The 18,869-nt window shown below is 43.4% G+C and carries 13 protein-coding genes and 1 rRNA gene; 7 read left to right on the forward strand and 7 right to left on the reverse strand.

What is annotated here, in order from left to right; all coding sequences use genetic code 11:
• Window positions 1–131: 131 nt before the first annotated feature.
• Window positions 132–1,668 (reverse strand): 16S ribosomal RNA (locus J4G44_RS12320).
• A gap of 546 nt (window positions 1,669–2,214) precedes the next feature.
• On the opposite strand from J4G44_RS12320, the gene J4G44_RS12325 reads away from it, so the two are divergent.
• From J4G44_RS12325 to J4G44_RS12340, 4 genes are all read left to right on the forward strand, one after another.
• Window positions 2,215–3,138 carry an MlaA family lipoprotein gene (locus J4G44_RS12325; protein WP_167846234.1) on the forward strand — a complete coding sequence of 308 codons (924 nt, stop codon included), beginning with the start codon at window positions 2,215–2,217 and terminating at the stop codon, window positions 3,136–3,138.
• A 101-nt stretch (window positions 3,139–3,239) separates the two neighbouring features.
• Entirely contained in the window at window positions 3,240–4,208 is a 969-nt protein-coding gene (gene gigA, locus J4G44_RS12330; protein WP_096902424.1) for an RsbU family protein phosphatase GigA, read from the forward strand.
• 113 nt (window positions 4,209–4,321) lie between these two features.
• Window positions 4,322–4,849: an anti-anti-sigma factor GigB gene (gigB, locus tag J4G44_RS12335; RefSeq protein ID WP_004975187.1), complete on the forward strand. Its 528-nt coding sequence runs from the start codon at window positions 4,322–4,324 to the stop codon at window positions 4,847–4,849.
• 21 nt (window positions 4,850–4,870) lie between these two features.
• Window positions 4,871–5,695, forward strand: a complete 825-nt coding sequence (locus J4G44_RS12340; protein WP_004975186.1) for a carbon-nitrogen hydrolase family protein — start codon at window positions 4,871–4,873, stop codon at window positions 5,693–5,695.
• A gap of 80 nt (window positions 5,696–5,775) precedes the next feature.
• Here the strand turns inward: J4G44_RS12340 and gspE are convergent, their stop codons facing one another.
• Window positions 5,776–7,263: a type II secretion system ATPase GspE gene (gene gspE, locus J4G44_RS12345; protein ID WP_207973713.1), complete on the reverse strand. Its 1,488-nt coding sequence runs from the start codon at window positions 7,261–7,263 to the stop codon at window positions 5,776–5,778.
• A gap of 102 nt (window positions 7,264–7,365) precedes the next feature.
• On the opposite strand from gspE, the gene J4G44_RS12350 reads away from it, so the two are divergent.
• A complete protein-coding gene (locus J4G44_RS12350; RefSeq protein ID WP_004975182.1) occupies window positions 7,366–8,187 on the forward strand; it encodes a hypothetical protein in 822 nt (273 codons plus the stop codon).
• A gap of 9 nt (window positions 8,188–8,196) precedes the next feature.
• Window positions 8,197–9,120 (forward strand): mechanosensitive ion channel family protein, encoded by a 924-nt coding sequence (locus J4G44_RS12355; protein ID WP_096902425.1) that lies wholly within the window; start codon window positions 8,197–8,199, stop codon window positions 9,118–9,120.
• A 48-nt stretch (window positions 9,121–9,168) separates the two neighbouring features.
• On the opposite strand, the gene J4G44_RS12360 is transcribed toward J4G44_RS12355, so the two are convergent.
• Window positions 9,169–12,180, reverse strand: a complete 3,012-nt coding sequence (locus J4G44_RS12360; protein WP_207973714.1) for a DUF2339 domain-containing protein — start codon at window positions 12,178–12,180, stop codon at window positions 9,169–9,171.
• A 182-nt stretch (window positions 12,181–12,362) separates the two neighbouring features.
• On the opposite strand from J4G44_RS12360, the gene polA reads away from it, so the two are divergent.
• Window positions 12,363–15,122, forward strand: coding sequence for a DNA polymerase I (gene polA / locus J4G44_RS12365; protein WP_004975176.1), 2,760 nt, complete (start codon window positions 12,363–12,365; stop codon window positions 15,120–15,122).
• Between the two features lie 162 nt (window positions 15,123–15,284).
• Here the strand turns inward: polA and J4G44_RS12370 are convergent, their stop codons facing one another.
• Genes J4G44_RS12370 through J4G44_RS12385 form a run of 4 tightly spaced genes read right to left on the reverse strand, consistent with a single transcriptional unit; the run spans window position 15,285 to window position 18,859 of the window.
• A complete protein-coding gene (locus J4G44_RS12370) occupies window positions 15,285–15,854 on the reverse strand; it encodes a YggT family protein (protein WP_004975174.1) in 570 nt (189 codons plus the stop codon).
• A gap of 42 nt (window positions 15,855–15,896) precedes the next feature.
• Window positions 15,897–16,724 carry a pyrroline-5-carboxylate reductase gene (proC, locus tag J4G44_RS12375; RefSeq protein ID WP_096902428.1) on the reverse strand — a complete coding sequence of 276 codons (828 nt, stop codon included), beginning with the start codon at window positions 16,722–16,724 and terminating at the stop codon, window positions 15,897–15,899.
• A gap of 30 nt (window positions 16,725–16,754) precedes the next feature.
• Window positions 16,755–18,101 (reverse strand): tRNA lysidine(34) synthetase TilS, encoded by a 1,347-nt coding sequence (gene tilS, locus J4G44_RS12380; RefSeq protein WP_207973715.1) that lies wholly within the window; start codon window positions 18,099–18,101, stop codon window positions 16,755–16,757.
• Entirely contained in the window at window positions 18,038–18,859 is an 822-nt protein-coding gene (locus tag J4G44_RS12385; RefSeq protein ID WP_004975170.1) for an acetyl-CoA carboxylase carboxyltransferase subunit alpha, read from the reverse strand. Before J4G44_RS12385 ends, tilS begins: the two co-directional genes overlap by 64 nt.
• Window positions 18,860–18,869: the final 10 nt, after the last annotated feature.

The following is an 18,869-nucleotide window of genomic DNA, read 5'->3' on the forward strand; positions in this document are numbered from 1 at the left end:
TTTTTCGCAAGACAAACGCAGTGCGTAGTATCTGCTACTCAATCCAATTCGAAAACCTCGAATTATCTTTTAAGACACATCGTCATGAAGAACAACTTGTTGTGGATTCTTACCAATCGTCAATCTTTCGTTAAGGAGGTGATCCAGCCGCAGGTTCCCCTACGGCTACCTTGTTACGACTTCACCCCAGTCATCGGCCACACCGTGGTAAGCGTCCTCCTTGCGGTTAGACTACCTACTTCTGGTGCAACAAACTCCCATGGTGTGACGGGCGGTGTGTACAAGGCCCGGGAACGTATTCACCGCGGCATTCTGATCCGCGATTACTAGCGATTCCGACTTCACGCAGTCGAGTTGCAGACTGCGATCCGGACTACGATCGGCTTTTTGAGATTAGCATCCTCTCGCGAGGTAGCAACCCTTTGTACCGACCATTGTAGCACGTGTGTAGCCCTGGCCGTAAGGGCCATGATGACTTGACGTCGTCCCCGCCTTCCTCCAGTTTGTCACTGGCAGTATCCTTAAAGTTCCCATCCGAAATGCTGGCAAGTAAGGAAAAGGGTTGCGCTCGTTGCGGGACTTAACCCAACATCTCACGACACGAGCTGACGACAGCCATGCAGCACCTGTATGTAGATTCCCGAAGGCACCAATCCATCTCTGGAAAGTTTCTACTATGTCAAGGCCAGGTAAGGTTCTTCGCGTTGCATCGAATTAAACCACATGCTCCACCGCTTGTGCGGGCCCCCGTCAATTCATTTGAGTTTTAGTCTTGCGACCGTACTCCCCAGGCGGTCTACTTATCGCGTTAGCTGCGCCACTAAAGGATCAAATCCCCCAACGGCTAGTAGACATCGTTTACGGCATGGACTACCAGGGTATCTAATCCTGTTTGCTCCCCATGCTTTCGCACCTCAGTGTCAGTATTAGGCCAGATGGCTGCCTTCGCCATCGGTATTCCTCCAGATCTCTACGCATTTCACCGCTACACCTGGAATTCTACCATCCTCTCCCATACTCTAGCTAACCAGTATCGAATGCAATTCCCAAGTTAAGCTCGGGGATTTCACATTTGACTTAATTAACCACCTACGCGCGCTTTACGCCCAGTAAATCCGATTAACGCTCGCACCCTCTGTATTACCGCGGCTGCTGGCACAGAGTTAGCGGTGCTTATTCTGTGGGTAACGTCCACTTAGCCCAGGTATTAACCAGGTAAGCCTCCTCCCCACTTAAAGTGCTTTACAACCAAAAGGCCTTCTTCACACACGCGGCATGGCTGGATCAGGGTTCCCCCCATTGTCCAATATTCCCCACTGCTGCCTCCCGTAGGAGTCTGGGCCGTGTCTCAGTCCCAGTGTGGCGGATCATCCTCTCAGACCCGCTACAGATCGTCGCCTTGGTAGGCCTTTACCCCACCAACTAGCTAATCCGACTTAGGCTCATCTATTAGCGCAAGGTCATAAAGAGCCCCTGCTTTCTCCCGTAGGACGTATGCGGTATTAGCATCCCTTTCGGAATGTTGTCCCCCACTAATAGGCAGATTCCTAAGCATTACTCACCCGTCCGCCGCTAGCTCAGTTACCGAAGCAACCTCGCCCGCTCGACTTGCATGTGTTAAGCCTGCCGCCAGCGTTCAATCTGAGCCATGATCAAACTCTTCAGTTAAAATCATTTTGAAGTTTTAATCTAAACTTCCAAATCTGGCTCATCAATTTTCTGACTTAAATTTCGCTCAAATAAACTTCGAGTAATTTAAACCAATCAATCAATGAAATATGTTCGATCGATCAATCAGTAAAAATCCACACAAGTTGTTCTTCATAATCTCTTAATGATCTTCTCGATGCTTCGTCAGCATCAAGCTAGGTCGGCTATATTACGCTTTATTTCTAAAGTGTCAACTGGTAATTTAAATTATTTTAAACTTTCTTTCTAAAACCCAACTCAATCATTCCTAACCAAGTCATTGTTTTATCAGAAGTTTTAATCTTCATCACCGCCGATGGATGTGCATTATAGGGCAAATATTTTACCTTGCAAGACTTTTTTCAAAGGAAATATATCGGGTGTTTATTTTTTGTTCATTTTTGCTTTTTCTACACACATTTTGAGCAAATTTGCTTTAATACATCGTTTCAATTAACTGTTACTATATACCCATCGGCGATATAACAGCTTTTGCTTACTCAGATTTAAGCGCTAGGATTCTTTATGTATCAACAAAAATATCTTTGGGTGTGCCTTGTTTCTTTAGGATTCATCACCTCAACACATGCGACAACGCCTTCTACTGAAGAAGTTGCTCAAGAAGAAACTACTGAAGTTATTGCGGCAGACTCATCTTCTGAAACTAAAAGTAGTCGTTTGAATGCGCTTAAAGAATTAAAAAATGTAAAAGCCAAAGATTTAAAAGTGAATGCAAATGCTGCACAACCCGATGAAGTCAAAGACCCACTGCAACCTTTAAACCGTCAGATTTATGCATTCAACGATATGTTAGATCGTAATATCGCGCGTCCACTTGCGGTTCAATATACAAAGAAAGTCCCTGGTGAAGTGCGCGGTTCATATCGTCAATTTCGTAAAAACTTGGGTGAACCATGGAATGCGGTTAACCAATTGATTCAAGGCCGCCCTTTACGTGCCGCAAAAACTTTAGGTCGTTTTAGTTTAAATACGATTACTACTTTAGGCATGGCTGACCCTGCACGTCGTTTAGGTTTAGACACGGAAGAAGAAAATTTTGGTACAACCTTGGGCTACTACGGTGTCCCTTCAGGGCCTTATGTCATGCTACCAATTTACGGCCCAAGTACTTTCCGTGATGGTTTTGGCACACTTGTAGATGGTCAGGCGCGTCCACAAAAATACATTTTAGATGGCAATGACCGTTTATATTGGTCGGAGCAAGTTATGCGCGGCCTAGATACACGCTCGCAACTCTTGGATGTAGAACAAGTATTACAGGGCGATAAATATGCCGCGATTCGGGATATTTACTTGCAACGTAAAAACTTTGAAATTGCGGAAAAGAAAGGACTCGATGCCGACAGTATTTCGTTTGTAGATGATGAAACCGAAGAACTTTTTGATGATCAAGAAGAAATAAACCTGCCTGAAGAAAGCAAAGAATAATTTGTAAAACATTTTACTCAAGGTGAGTTTTTACTTTCCTTGAGTATTCAGGCATTGTTATAGTAACGCTTTGTTTAGGTTCAGGGTCAACACAAAACTCTATGTATTTCATTCAACCCACACGTGATATTCCATATCTAGAACAGGTGCTCGACACACTTCCTAGTGTGCAAATGATTCACATAGATGACATCAGCTTGTATGACCCAACCATTATTGCAATTGCCGATGTGCAAGATTATTTAACACATCAATGGAATTTACCCACGATTGTATTGGCCTTTGAAGATGAAGGCACAGCATTGGTGCAAGCATGGGAACAAGGCGCTTTAGCAGGTTGGTTGTGGAGTCGTTTACCAGAAAATCCACCACAAGCCTTACGCAAAATAGACGCACAATATAAACGCAATCAAGACAGCCGCGACTTACCTTCAGCTGCTGAACTACAAAAAAAATTACTGCCCAATCCTATCGAACTGTGCAACTACCGTGTAGATACGTTATTTAAGCCTTCGGCTTATTTGTCAGGCGATTGGTTTGATTACTGGAAAATCAGTGATAAAGAAATCATGTTCTATTTAGCCGATGTCTCTGGGCATGGTGTAACTAGTAGTTTACTAACGTCTTGGATGGCTGCATTTCATGGTCGCTCCAAAACACCACGCGAACTGATTAAGAAGCTGAATGGCATGTTGGTTCAAGAAAATATTGAAAAGCATATCACCATGATTAGTGGGATTTTAAATATTGAAACCCACGAACTGCGTTGGTCGAGTGCGGGGCATTATCCACCTGCCATTATTATCGAACCCAATCAAGCACCTAAAATTTTAAATACCAGTAGTTTTCCTTTGGGACTGACTGAAGATTTAGAAGTTGAGGAATTTGAGTGCGTATTAAATAAACAGGCGCGGTTTATTATCTGCTCCGATGGTGCGTTAGAACCTTATAGTGGTGGTTTGAATGAACAGTTTGAACAATTGGTCTTTCACTTGCAAAATCAATCATTCCAAGCCCCCGATCATGTAGCAGATGATATTGCGATCTTGAGTTTGTGTCGAACAAAATAACCAATAAATCAGCCAGTTAACTTCTCAACCCAAGATATACGACTGTAAGCCACTTGAGTCTATATAGTCGCTATGGGATAATTATCTAATCCTTCTCTGCAAATGGCATTTATATGTCAACAGGTCATGTTGAATATGCAAGTTTGAATGGAACGCATATCTTTAAGCTTTTTGGCGAAGTGCGTGCCCAATCTTGTATTAGTCTAGACAAACTACTCAGTAAAATTGAACAGCAATCTAATGTGGTGGGTGCAATTGTAGATTTAACCCAAACTACATTTATTGACAGTACAGTTTTAGGTGTATTGGCCAAGCTAGGCTTAAAACTGAAACAAATCCATAACATTCAAGCAGTTATGCTATCTACTAATCCAGACATTACTACGCTCGCCAATAGCATGGGCTTAGGACAGGTGTTTGTGATTTTAAATTACTGTGGTGACCCAACTGTCTGCACGCGTGAGCTGGTAGAAGAACACGTCACGCATAGCAATATGCTCACTACGGTATTAGATGCCCATAAAACCCTCATGAAGCTGAATGAAAACAACCAAAATATGTTCGAACCTTTGGTGAAACAGCTACAAAAAGAACAAGATAATCTCGATCAATGTGCTGAGCAAAATCAGCAGAACGCTTGATCTTCACTCAGGAATGCTTTGATGACTTTACTTTCTGTTGCTCAAATGAACTCACAAAATGATATTGAGGAAAACTTCAAAATCATTGAAACATTGATTCAACAAAGTAAAGCCGATGGTGCAGAACTGATCGTTTTTCCAGAAAACTTTGTTTGCTTTGCAGCAGGCAAACAATGCGAAACCGCGGCACAGTTTGAAAGTATTCAACAGCGTTTGGAACAGCTTGCACATCAATATCAAATCTGGATTGTGGCGGGTACATTGCCCTGCCCATATCGCCCTGATGGTTCAACAATTGCAGATGGTCGTGTGCGTACGGTCAGTTTATGTATTAGCCCAGAAAAAACTGAAGCACGTTATGACAAAATTCATTTGTTTGATGTGCAAGTTGGTGACTCTGTTGGTGGTTATCAGGAATCTAAGTTTTTTGAACCCGGCTCTGAAGTCGTTGTGGCGAAAACACCGTTTGGCAACATTGGCTTAATGGTGTGTTATGACTTGCGCTTTCCTGAATTGGCCTTAACTTTACGTGCGCAAGGCGCCAATATTTTAACTGCGCCATCGGCTTTTACTTACACCACAGGTCAAATGCATTGGCAATTGCTCTTGCAGGCGCGTGGCATGGACAGTCAATGTCAGGTTTTAGGTGCAGCCCAACAAGGTTGGCATGGTGAAAAACGTCAGACTTGGGGACATTCAGGCGCTGCCAATTCACGCGGACAGTTATTGTCAATGGTGCAAGACGAAGGTACGCAACTGATTACAGTGCCCTTTGATTTAGATGAACAAAGCAAAATTCGAGAGTCGATGCCGTTAATGCAGCATCGTCGTTTATTGCAATTTTAAAATTGAATTTCAATAAAAAGGGTTGATCAACAATATAGTGATCAACTCTTTGTATTTCTTATCTTAACCTTACTTTTTAGCTATTCAGCCGCTTCATTGGTCACGCGCAGCACTTCTTCCAAAGTGGTTTTACCTGCCAATACCTTACGCAATCCATCTTCACGAATCGAACTTGATTGCTGTCGTGCATAATCTTCCAGTTCATATTCCGCGGCATTGCCATGAATCAAACGGCGCATTGCTTCATCCACAGGGACAATTTCATAAATTGCAGTCCGCCCAGTAAAACCTGTATGTGAGCAATGTTCACAGCCTTTCGGTTGCGGAAGTTTTAAATCGCTTGCATCGGTCACACTTTTAAAGAGTTCTTGTTCAAAGTCATCTGCAGCATGCCATGTGGCGCAGTGCGAACATAAGGTGCGCACTAAACGCTGCGCGATCACCCCAATTAATGAACTTGACAGCAAGAACGGCTCGATGCCCATATCTTTTAAACGGGTGACTGCACCAATGGCCGTATTGGTATGTAGGGTAGACAGTACCAAGTGACCAGTTAAGGAAGCCTGCACTGCAATTTCGGCGGTTTCTAAGTCACGAATCTCCCCCACCATCACCACATCTGGGTCTTGGCGCAGCATGGCTTTTAAAGCACGAGCGAAGGTCATATCCACTTTGGTATTGACCTGTGTTTGCCCAATCCCTTCAAGTTGATATTCAATCGGGTCTTCTGCAGTCAAAATATTTTTAGAACCGTCATTCAGGTCTGACAAAGCTGAATATAAGGTCGTAGTTTTACCCGAACCTGTCGGCCCTGTAACCAAAATAATCCCGTGTGGTCGATGTACCAGTTGCTTTAAGCGCTCATAATCATTTTGCATCAGCCCCAAGTGCGTCATGTTTAAACGACCTGCTTGCTTATCCAGCAAACGCATTACCACCCGCTCACCATGCGAAGATGGCAGCGTTGACACACGTACATCGACCTCACGACCTGCTAGTCTGAGCGAAATACGACCATCTTGAGGGATACGTTTTTCGGCAATATCCAGTTTTGCCATGACTTTAATACGTGACACCAATAAAGGCGCAAGTTCACGGCGCGGTTGCACGATTTCACGCAACTGACCATCGACCCGCAAACGGACTGACAGTTTTTTCTCAAAAGATTCGATATGAATATCCGATGCGCCAACCCGAATCGCTTCAGACAGTAAAGCATTGATTAAACGTACAATCGGTGCATCATCTTCCTGATCCATCAGGTCTTCTGCTTCAGGAACTGAATCTGCCAAACTAAGCAAGTCAGGGTGATCTTCCAATCCCGCAGCGACTTGCTGCGACTCGCCTGTATCACCTGCAAAACTGCTGCTTAATAATTGGTGAAATTCCTGATCGCTACAAAGTTGATGCTGTGCAGGATGCCCCAAAAAACGACGCGCCTCCTGAATGGCAAGCATCGGCGTATTTTCACGACGTACAATAAAGGCATGATCGCCCTCATAACGAATTAACACCCCATGGCGTTTGGCAAAGCTATACGGTATTTGTAATTGTTTCAGTACTTGCATCAGCGATTATAATAATGATGAAAAAATTTAATTTGAGTGTACTCTAAGCATATGACAGCGTGAAGTCTGTTTTCGCTGATTTATCAAGAAAGGGATAGGCCATTGTCACAAAATCATGAGATTTCAGAAACTGATTCGGCTAAATTAAAATGGTGGGGTGACTATGAGTTTGAGCTCAATCGTCCTAAAACGTGGCAATTTGGCTCACTCTTAGTACGTTTGACCCGTGGTATGCAAGAATGGCGTTTGGAATATTATCGCCCGCAGGTTCAATACGATTATGAACAGCAATGGCATAACATTGATGATCCTGAATTTGCCTTTCCACAACCTGTGAAAATTGAACGCTATATGTTCAAATCTACACAAAGTAAATTACAGCTCATGCCTCGTTTGGCAGACCGTTCAGTGGTGATTAAACCTGTCGATCCAATTTATATTCCTGCGGGGCAACGCGGCACCTTGTATATCAGCACACCGTTGTGGATGTCTGCCTTTGTCGATGGTCAACGTGAACCCATTTTTGATTTGCCGATTATTCGCCCGAAAGATACTTGGTTTGGCCCCAATCATCGTACAGGTGAAATTTGCTATGCCACAGCAGTCGATGGCCGTACCGAATTACATCAATTAAAACCACGTGCATTTCGTGCCGTCACGCCGATTGAATTTCACAACACCAGCAATCAACAATTGCGTTTTGACCGAATGAATGTGCCTGTGCCTGCGCTGCCTTTATTTTTCAGCGAAAGTACAGGTCGTTTATGGACTTCACAAATTAAAGTGATGCATGAAGGTTTAGACCGCCCGCCACGAATTCGGATTGAAAATCGCACCCCGCCACATGCAGGTGAAGTGACCTATTTGCAACCACCGCGTGAAACGGCAGGTGCTTTATTTAATATGTTTGATTCATTTTTCTAAGAGGATGTTATGGCAGATTCCAATATTTCCAAAGAAATCACCAACAGCCTCAAAGGAATTTTTACCAGTATCAATACAGATCGTCTGACCGAAATTTTGGTCGCAATTGTATTGTCTTTGATTGGTTTCTTAATTGCACGTTTTGTTTCCAATACTTTTGTACGCACTATTGGCGCACGTTTTAATGCGCATCAACGCTTAGTTTGGCGACGCGGGATTTTTTACTTTATTTTCCTGCTGTTTGTGATGGCGAGCCTGAAAGAAGCAGGCTTTAAACTCAGCGTGTTTTTAGGTGCAGCGGGTATTTTAACCGTGGCTTTGGGTTTTGCCTCACAAACCTCGGCATCCAATTTAATTAGTGGTATGTTCCTGATTGGCGAAGGTTCTTTTGAAGTGGGCGATACCATTCAAATCACCCTGATTCGCGGACACACCATTGAAGGTGAAGTGATCTCAATTGACTTACTTTCAGTTAAATTGCTGACCCAAGACAATATTTATGTGCGTTTACCCAATGAACAATTGATTCGTGCACCCGTGCATAACTTGTCCAAGTTTCCAATCCGACGTGTGCCCATTACCCTCGCGATTAATTTTCACGAAGATATTATTAAAGTGCGTGAAGTGTTGCTCAGTGTCGCCAATCAATATCCGCTCGTGCTGTCTGACCCTAAACCCGCGGTGACAGTTACAGCTTTCCGTGAATCTTCAATTGAATTGTTGTTTGCGGTGTGGTGTCAGCAAGAAAACTTTTTAAAGGTACGTGATGAAATGCAGGAACGTATCCGTAATGGTTTCCTAGACAACCAAATCGAAATTCCTGTACCCAAAATGGGTTTTGTTGATCATCCTTTATCGCGCCCTTTAAATAATGAAGAACTTGATCAATATGCCAATGCCCAAGCACTGAAACGAGAACCTGACTTAAAGTAATCGTTTCAGTCTTCGACACTTTGCCTCTAACTAAACTTGAGGATCTGCTCAAGCTTTGGAAGACGGCGAAGTGTTGTTTTTTGCGAGATCTGGCTCAGGAATTGGGGCGATATATGCAATCAGTAGCATACCTAAACCTGCAGCAAAGAATGACAGCACGCGCATTAAAGTTCCAATATTAGATAAATCTAAAAGCACCAATTTTAAGGTCACAATCACCAAAATACTGCTGCCTAAAATCCACAAGGCACGTAATTGTTTCAGACTGGCAATCCACATGGCGATACAAGCCAAACTCACCCAAAGCAAGGTCAAACTGAGCTGCACAGTGGCATCTTGCCAAACAGCAATTTGGTTGATTGGCGTTCCCAAATACAGATGTAAGGCACGTAATAGCACATAACTACTTAGCCACAGTAAACTCAAGACCATAATTACCGCTGCCAGGCCTTGGTCTAAATGGGTTTTGCGTTGCAGATTCAACATCCACAAAATAGCCACCAACATGGCTATACTGACCAAATCAAATGGATTCAAAATAGGCAGTACATAGCCGTAAAATGCGTGTTCAGTCAACAGTTGTGAACATAGCATCCACATCAACATGAAGATTAAATTGCTACGCGCATACCAAAATTTGCGCCAATCTGAATCCGGTTGTTGCCACCAACACCACGCCGCAAAGAGCAATGGTAAAATCACCACGCTGCTATACGGATGCTGTGGTAACAGCGTTAAACTCGCCATCGCCAAAATGGGTAACAGTCCTAAACTCAGCCATTCTTTGTCGCTGCGGACAGTCCATAAAGGACGCAACCACAACACACTGAGCACGCCTGCAAACAAGGCAAATAGCAGACGTTCAGTACCCGAAACCCAATGCACCGCTCCATCATAGCTACGGCTGAATAATAAACCTGCTGCAGTGAGCGAAACTGGCGTTAGACCTAACCATTTGGGCAATAGCCATGACCATGTCGCTTGACGAGAAAGTAGTACTTCGTTGATAAGTAAATAAATGACCACCACCGCCAAAAGCGTCTGTACGGTTGCAAGTTCTCCATCAAAGTAATCTAAACCTAACCATAGCCATAAACTGGTTGCAGACAACATCATTAAACACAGTACGCTCGTGGTTGCTGTGCTCAGTTGTTGTCTGAAAGCTGCACGGCTGTTGGAAAACACCACAACCGTGGCATAACTTAGGCTCAGTACCCAATAAATACTGCGCTCGAAATAAGGCAACTCTACTAAATAATACAGCCCAGATAAGCCCGCTACGGCAAACAAACCTAGTGCCAAATAACGGCTAATTTTAGAATATTGAATAAAGGCAAAAATAAACACAGCCACGCCTTGTAATGCCCAACCAATGACACTCCATTGTTCAGGCAGTAAAATAGGTGGAATCAACACACTAAAAATCAGCATCAAACTGAAATAACTTTGTGCAATAAATTGTGTCTGCCGATGCTGTTTGATCAGCCAATACAAACCTGCAAAAACCACCGCAAATAACAAACTAAAGGCTGCCTGCTCTGCTGTTTCTTCAAAATACATCAGATATAAACAGGCATAACCGACAATGGGTGCGCCAAAAATCAAGGCAAGGTCTAAAATAGGTTTCAGCTGAAACGTGGCGACATCTTCCTGTGCCAAAAGCTGACTAAAGCGAAAACCCAACCAAATAAAAATAGCCGCATGCGCCAAAACTAAAAGCGTTAGCACCTGCCGTTCAAAGATATAACCATGATAAAAGGCATAGCTGCCACCCACCACAACCGTCATTAAAAACGCAATTTGATTTAAATATTTCCACGGACGTAAACTACTTAAAATGGCAACCGAAATATTAATCAGCAAATAATAGGCAATAAATTCAATGGCTGTTGCATTACGAACAGGTAAAGTAAACGGTGCGAAATACGCAATCAGCATTGCCATGAGGGCAAGTTCGACTGATTGTTGTTTTAAACTCAGCCAGAGCGTGAGCAACATCACCACAATAAAACACAGACTGGCGATAGCTAAATTTGGAATGACCAAATTGTAATAGGCAAAAAATAAGGTCAGACACAGCCCAGCCAACCCCAAACCTTGCACACCCAAAGCAAAGCTGCGATTTTTGTTGCGTAACAGATAACCGAATACTGTCACTGCTGCACTCACGCCAGCAACGAACAAAAGTTTCACTGCCAAACTAAATTGCCAATGTTCAGTAGCAAAACGTAGCAGTAACACCACGCCTATGAGTAACACTACAATTGCTGCTTTTAATACAGGATTACCATGTATCAGCCATGATTGAGCTTGTTGCAATAAACTGTTACTTGATGAGCGCGACTGAGTTGCAAAAGGTGCAACAGACCTTGAGGATTTGGCTAAATCTGGAGCTGAATATTCTTGATGTAGATACTCTTGGTCTTGATATGGATAAGAAACTTGAGCTGCTTGTTCCCGAACAGAATTCGGCTCGCTCGATAATGTGGAATCAGATTGAATAGCGATGGTTTCAGGTTGAGAAGCGGTTGATATAACACCATCATCCACATTTGCCTTAACTGATGAAAGACTTGCATCAACTTCAGATGTATTGGCTAAAATATGCTCTGCGAATTGCGTTTGAACCTTTTTCTCTTGAGCATTGGTCTTTTGAGGATAGCTCTTTTGAGCATGCGCCTGAAGCTTAGCGGCACTTTGTAATTGCTGTAATTGATACAGTCCTTGCTCCAAACGCTGCAACCATCGCAACAACATAAAAATCCATGCACTTAAAGCAATAGATGTCAGTAAATACCAATCCAGCAATATTCCTAAAAAAGCAATAAAAGCGGCGATATATAAAGGAGTTTTAGAGCTTTGGCGTTGTACTTGTGACTGTGCATCCACAACCTGTTCCAGTGAGTTCTGCACTCGTCCCACAAAAAACATCACGCTGACCACCGCAGCAACTGCACAGATATAACTCAGCATCGGCACACCGAGCCACCATGCGCCAATTGAAATTATGATTAATAGCATGAACCAAATGATTCGAATTTCATTCTGCCCTGTCTGCATTGCTCTTCATTTTATTGATATTGTCATGGCTCCGATCATACAACAGACAGCACGATTCTGAATCAGGATTCATCAGCAATTCGGTAACTGTGCGTCTGCAACACTTGCCTTAAAAATCAGTTTCTGCGACAACTGCAAAAATCACGTACAATAAACTGCTTATTTGCAGAAGGAATCAATCCATGCCACCATTTGTCTTGGTCGATGGCTCATATTTTCTATTTCGTGCCTTTCACGCACTACCACCATTAACCACGTCAACTGGTTTACATACCAATGCTATTCGTGGCGCGATCTCTGCGATTCAAAAGTTGATGCGTCGTACTCAGCCTACTCACATGGCGGTAATTTTTGATACGCCTGAGCCGACTTTCCGTCACGAACTATCGCCAATTTATAAAGGTGACCGCCCAAGTATGCCTGAGGAACTTTCTCAGCAAATTCCATACTTACATGCTTTAATTCGTGCTTTGGGTATTCCACTTTACATGCTACCAGGCGCAGAAGCCGATGATATTATTGGAACTTTAGCCAAACGTGCCGAAGCCGAAGGACAGCAAGTACTGATTTCTACGGGCGATAAAGACATGGCGCAGTTGGTGACTGAAAAAGTTACCCTTGAAGACAGCTTCAAAGAAAAGCCAATGGATATTCAGGCTGTATTTGACAAGTTTGGCGTATGGCCGCATCAAATTATTGATTATCTGACCCTCATGGGTGATGCTTCCGATGGTATTATGGGCGTGCCCGGCATTGGCGCCAAAACTGCTGCAAAACTACTGACCGAATATGGCTCGATTGGTGCGATTTTAGAAAATGTCGATCATATTAAAGGCAAAGTCGGACAAAATATTAAAGACAATGCCGATGGCATCGCGCTAGATCATCAACTCGCCAGCATTGTTTGTGACCTTGATCTGAACTTTGGTTATGCCGATCTAAAACTACAAGACCCTAATGTTGAAGCCTTACGCAATTTATATACCGAGCTAGAATTCCGTAATCAATTACAATCGCTCGATCATCCAAATAATCCAAATAACAGCAATTATAAACAAGCTGCAAAAACAGTCGCCGCACCGACAGCCAATGAAATTGAAACTGAAGATCAAGCCACGCAAAGCAGTGTTGATGATCAACTCGGTGCAGCAACATACCACACCATTTTAGATCAGGCGCATTGGGATGCTTTGCTGCAACGCTTGCAAACTGCACAGCGTTTTGCCTTTGATACAGAAACCACCAGTCTGGATTATCGCGTTGCAGAAATTGTTGGTTTTTCTATCGCGTTCGATGCCAAAGATGCCTATTACGTACCTTTGGCGCATGATTATGAGGGCGCACCACAGCAGCTCAACCGTGATCAGGTTTTGGCACAAATCAAACCTATTTTAGAAAATAATGCGGTGGATAAAATTGGGCATCATTTAAAATATGATGCGCATGTGCTTGAAAATCACGGTATTCATTTACAAGGTTGGTATTTCGATACCATGTTGGCATCTTATGTGCTTAACTCTGTCGCAACCCGTCACGGCATGGATGATGTGGCACGCTTATATTTAAGCCACCTGACCACATCTTATGAGCAAATTGCAGGCAAAGGCGTCAAGCAAAAAACTTTCAATCAAATTGAAATTGAAACGGCTGCGCACTACGCTGCAGAAGATGCGCATGTTACGTATCGTTTATATGAAGTGCTGTCTGCGAAGCTACAAAAGCATCCTGAATTGGTCAATATTTTGCACAACATCGAAATGCCTGTGGCGCGTGTGCTGACCAGTATGGAAGAAAATGGCATTCAGCTTGATCTGAAATTTTTAGATCAATTGGGTGTCGATTTTTCCCAAACCATGCAAGATTTGGAAAACCAAATTGTAGAATTGGCAGGTGAAAACTTTAATGTCAGCTCACCGAAACAAGTGGGCGAAATCCTGTTTGATAAACTCGGACTCAAAGGCGGCAAGAAAACCGCAACAGGTCAATACAGTACCAGTGAAAGTGTTTTGGAAAAAATTGAGCATCCGATCAGTAGTTTAATTTTAGACTACCGTGGTTTATCTAAACTCAAAAGCACCTATACCGATGGCTTACTGAAGCAAGCCAACAACGATACGCATCGAGTGCATACCAGTTATCACCAAGCTTTGACTGCAACAGGGCGTTTATCTTCTACTGATCCAAACTTACAAAACATTCCAATTCGTACTGAAATTGGTCGTCAAATTCGTAAAGCCTTTGTCGCACCTGAAGGTCGCGTGTTGTTGGCAGCCGACTACTCGCAAATCGAATTGCGTTTAATGGCACATTTTTCACAAGATGATGCCCTACTCGATGCCTTTAACCATGGACAAGACGTGCACCGCCGTACTGCGGCAGAAGTCTTGGGTATTGCCTTAGAAGACGTAACCTCAGATCAGCGTCGTCAGGCCAAAGCTGTAAACTTCGGTCTGCTCTACGGCATGTCGGAATTTGGCTTAATTCGTCAGCTTGGGTTTACCCGTGAAGAATCACAAAACTACATCAAGCAATACTTCCAGCGTTATCCGGGCATTTATGAATATATGCAACGTACCCGCCAAGTCGCGCTAGAACAAGGTTTTGTAGAAACTATTTTAGGTCGTCGCCTCTATACGCCAGATATTGCTGCACGTAATATGATGGTACGTAAAGCGGCAGAACGTGCGGCAATTAACGCGCCATTACAAGGCTCTGCAGCTGATATTATTAAAATGGCGATGATTGAAGTCGACAAAATGTTACCGCAAGCGCAAGCCAAAATGTTGCTGCAAGTACACGATGAATTGGTATTTGAAGTCGATGCAGATGCGGCAGATGAGCTCGCGCCGAAGTTGGCAGAAGTCATGCAATCTGTGGTGGAAATTTCTGTACCATTGGTGGTGGAAGTCGGAAAAGGCAATAACTGGGATGAAGCGCACTAAAGTCGTTGCGCTCTCTTTTTTCAGCACCTTCCTTCGCCTAGAAGGAGGTCAGGATGCAGGTTATTTGTATTTCTGAAGACTCATTAAGGTCGTCAGCCCAAACTTAAACTACAAAAAAAGGACTCGATTTGAGTCCTTTTTAATGTTTTAGGATAATGCGACTTATAAGCCAGTCAGCAATACAATCGCTACCTGATTCATAATAATTTCAGCGATATATAAAGCCAAAAATGCAATAATTGGCGACAAATCAATCATGCCCATGTTCGGCAATAAACGACGAAATGGTGCTAATAACGGCTCTGCCAACTCTTGAATCACCTCAATATACGGGCCACGAGATTGAGTAAACATCACCACCCAACTCAAAATAATGGTGGCAAAAATCAAATAACGACAGAAACGGATTAAATCCTGAATCATGGTCACAAAAGTCAGAATCAGTAAGTGAATTGGACTATTCGGCATCGCACCATTGAGATACATAACACCAAAAATTTTGAGTAGATACAACACCACCAACAAAGCCAAGGCTGCAGAGTTAACTCGACCTTTGCCAACCGTTGGAAAAATACGTCCAAATACATCTACAATTTTGGTGGCTTTAATGGTTGAAAGCACCACAGGGTTATAAGGACTCACCGCTGCCAATTGCATTAAGAAACGGAAGAATACGAGCAAAATCGCTACGTTAATGATAATGCCAAAAATTAGCGCAGAATTTGCACCCATACTTAAACTTTCCTAAAATTTAAATTCATTGTTTTTCAATAATTAAATACTATCACTCAACTCTTGCGCTAATTCTTGACTACGCGTTTTAGCAGCAGCCAATGCCGCCTGAATATTTTGTGAAATTTGCGCATGATCAAACACTTCAATTGCCGCTTGGGTCGTGCCATTTGGTGAAGTTACATTTTTGCGTAATTCTGCAGGTGTATTCGAGCTGGTAATTGCCATTTGTGCTGCACCCAAAGCAGTTTGTAACGTCAGTGCTGTCGCCACTTTTTCATCTAAACCTAAGTTCTTGCCTGCACGAATCATACTTTCCATCAAATAGAAGAAATATGCTGGCCCTGAACCAGATACTGCAGTCACAGCATCAATTTGCGCCTCAGAGTTTACCCAAATAGTTAAACCTGTCGCTGCCAAAACCTGACTTGCCAATTCACGGTCAGTGCTATTGACCTGTTCGGTTGCATACAAACCATGTGCACCTGTTTGCACCAAAGCAGGCGTATTTGGCATTACCCGCACTACACGTTCTGTACGTAATAACTCAGAAATCGTGGCAATTTCTGCGCCCGCAACAATCGAAATCACCAGCTTATCTTCAAACTGACCGTGCAATGGACGCAATACTTGTGCCAAAACCTGTGGTTTGACTGCAAATACCACAATATCTGCATCTGCAATCGCGGCCAAATTATCCTCAGTGACATGCACATCTTTTTCTTTTAATAATTCACGCACTTGTTCTACAGGGTCTGAAACTGTAATACGGGTTGGCGGCAAACCTCTGGCAATCAAACCACCAATCAAGGCTTGCGCCATGTTGCCACCGCCAATGAAACTAATATTACAATTCAATACTGCACTCATGATTCACGCTCTTCGTTGAGTTCTTTGTCGTTAAGAGACTAAATTCGGTTGCCATCCATCTGCGACACAATAGTCCGACTGTGCAAGCCAAAAGCCTTTGGGGCTAAAAACGCCTAGCATAACATTATCTAGGCTTAATATTTGAATTGTATGACGCGTCCACGGAAAAATTTGTGCTTCCTGAATGGCTTTTTTCAGTGGCCATGTGCCCACCCGACCATACAAATGAATTTTTTCACCACCCAAACGTGGCCGTAAAGTTAACGGACGATTCAGCAAAGTTGCAGATAAACCGACTTTGGCTTGTTGCAGTTGATAACAGCCAGACCACACTTGAAAAGTCTGATCTGCCTGCAAACATAACACTTGTTCTTCTGCCTCAAAATGTTCTGCAGCTAAATACTCCGCTTTCGGCAAACGAAATAATTGTTGCTGATAACGCAGATAATAATAATCCTGACAATGTAATGCCGCTTGTGCATCGGCTTTGGCTTGAATCACCTCACGTTGCAAGCGTTCGACCATATCAAAACTTGGGCGATATTGTGCCTGTCCTTTCATCCATGCCGATAATAGCTGACGTTGCCGTGACAAAGACAATTGTTGTAACTGAATTAAATTCAACTGCGAGTCTGTGCCACATGCAGCTAAATCCTGCGCCAAAACTTCTGCCAAAATGTTTTCAGTATCTTGCATCAAGTTTGCAGTACGCGTCACAGCTTGCTGCATTTTAGGAAAACGCTGTTGCACGACAGGCCACAATATTCCTCTTGCCCAAGCTCGGTCATAATGCACATCCTGATTGCTTGGGTCTTGCACATAATCGAGCTTTAATTCAGCACTCCATTGGCAAATCTGCTCACGCGAAATATCCAATAACGGACGCCAAATACTGATGTCATCACGCACATCGACAGCTTGCATGGCAGCAAGTCCTTGCACACCTGCGCCTGAAAACAAACGCAGCAATACGGTTTCTGCCTGATCTTGCTGATGATGTGCCAACACTAGAACTTCGTTGCTATCTAAGTGCTGCATATAGGCCTGATAACGCGCCTGACGTGCCTGGTTTTCTAAATTACCCTCAGACACATTAACTTTTTGCAACACACACGGTACATTTAAATTCTGGCAGGTGGCTTGCACCAATGCACCCCACTCAGCACTTGAGCTTTGCAATTGATGATCAATGTAAATCGCGCGCACTTTTTCAGGACACAAAAATGACAAAAGATGCAGTAGCAGCATGGAATCCATACCGCCACTACATCCGATTAAAAATTTTGTCTGTGCAGGAAAAGCCTGTAATTGACTTAAGACGCTAGACCTAAATTGTCGCTGCCAAACTTCATTAAACGCTGGTAACGTTCTTCGCATCGTTGTGTTGCATCCATCGCTTGCAATTCATCCAAAGCTTCTTTTAACACATTTTTCAGACTGTGCATGACTTGTTCAGGGTTTAAATGCGCACCCTCACCTTCATCAACCACATATTCTACAATACCAATCTTTTGCAGTTTTTCTGCAGTCAATGCCAATGCTTCACTGGCTTGTTCGGCTTTTTCTGCAGTTTTCCACAGAATAGACGCACAGCCTTCTGGCGAAATAACAGAGTAAATACTGTGTGACAACATCACCACACGGTCAGCCACACCAATACCCAACGCACCGCCTGAACCACCTTCGCCCAATACTGTAGCAATTACAGGTACTTTTAAGTTCGACAGTTGTGCCAAGCTGGTCGCAATCGCTTCTGCCTGACCACGTTCCTCTGCACCTACACCTGGGTATGCACCCATCGTATCAACAAAAGTGAAAACTGGCAGATTAAAACGCTCTGCCATATCCATAAGACGCTGTGCCTTACGGTAGCCTTCTGGATTACACATCCCGAAGTTGTGTTGTAATTTTTCGCGGGTACTGCGACCACGATGTTGACCTATCACCATGACAGGCTGACCATCAAAGCGTGCCAATCCACCGATCATTGCACCATCATCACCAAATAAACGATCGCCATGTAAGGCATCAAATTCAGTGAAAATTTCACCCACATAGTCTAGAAATTGCGGACGTTCAGGATGACGTGCAATTTGCACGGTTTTCCATGCTTTAGATTGAGCAGCTTTTTTCATAAGTCGACTG

Origin of the sequence: Acinetobacter towneri (assembly GCF_017498585.1) — a bacterium.
Lineage (GTDB): Bacteria > Pseudomonadota > Gammaproteobacteria > Pseudomonadales > Moraxellaceae > Acinetobacter > Acinetobacter towneri.

What these genes read in the sequence shown, in the direction of transcription:
- J4G44_RS12385 (WP_004975170.1), bottom strand. Translation starts at nt 18,859, where the DNA reads ATGAAAAAAGCTGCTCAATCTAAAGCATGGAAAACCGTGCAAATTGCA.
- J4G44_RS12355 (WP_096902425.1), top strand. Translation starts at nt 8,197, where the DNA reads ATGGCAGATTCCAATATTTCCAAAGAAATCACCAACAGCCTCAAAGGA.
- proC (WP_096902428.1), bottom strand. Translation starts at nt 16,724, where the DNA reads ATGAGTGCAGTATTGAATTGTAATATTAGTTTCATTGGCGGTGGCAAC.
- J4G44_RS12360 (WP_207973714.1), bottom strand. Translation starts at nt 12,180, where the DNA reads ATGCAGACAGGGCAGAATGAAATTCGAATCATTTGGTTCATGCTATTA.
- gspE (WP_207973713.1), bottom strand. Translation starts at nt 7,263, where the DNA reads ATGCAAGTACTGAAACAATTACAAATACCGTATAGCTTTGCCAAACGC.
- J4G44_RS12325 (WP_167846234.1), top strand. Translation starts at nt 2,215, where the DNA reads ATGTATCAACAAAAATATCTTTGGGTGTGCCTTGTTTCTTTAGGATTC.
- tilS (WP_207973715.1), bottom strand. Translation starts at nt 18,101, where the DNA reads ATGCGAAGAACGTTACCAGCGTTTAATGAAGTTTGGCAGCGACAATTT.
- J4G44_RS12340 (WP_004975186.1), top strand. Translation starts at nt 4,871, where the DNA reads ATGACTTTACTTTCTGTTGCTCAAATGAACTCACAAAATGATATTGAG.
- gigA (WP_096902424.1), top strand. Translation starts at nt 3,240, where the DNA reads ATGTATTTCATTCAACCCACACGTGATATTCCATATCTAGAACAGGTG.
- polA (WP_004975176.1), top strand. Translation starts at nt 12,363, where the DNA reads ATGCCACCATTTGTCTTGGTCGATGGCTCATATTTTCTATTTCGTGCC.
- J4G44_RS12370 (WP_004975174.1), bottom strand. Translation starts at nt 15,854, where the DNA reads ATGGGTGCAAATTCTGCGCTAATTTTTGGCATTATCATTAACGTAGCG.
- gigB (WP_004975187.1), top strand. Translation starts at nt 4,322, where the DNA reads ATGTCAACAGGTCATGTTGAATATGCAAGTTTGAATGGAACGCATATC.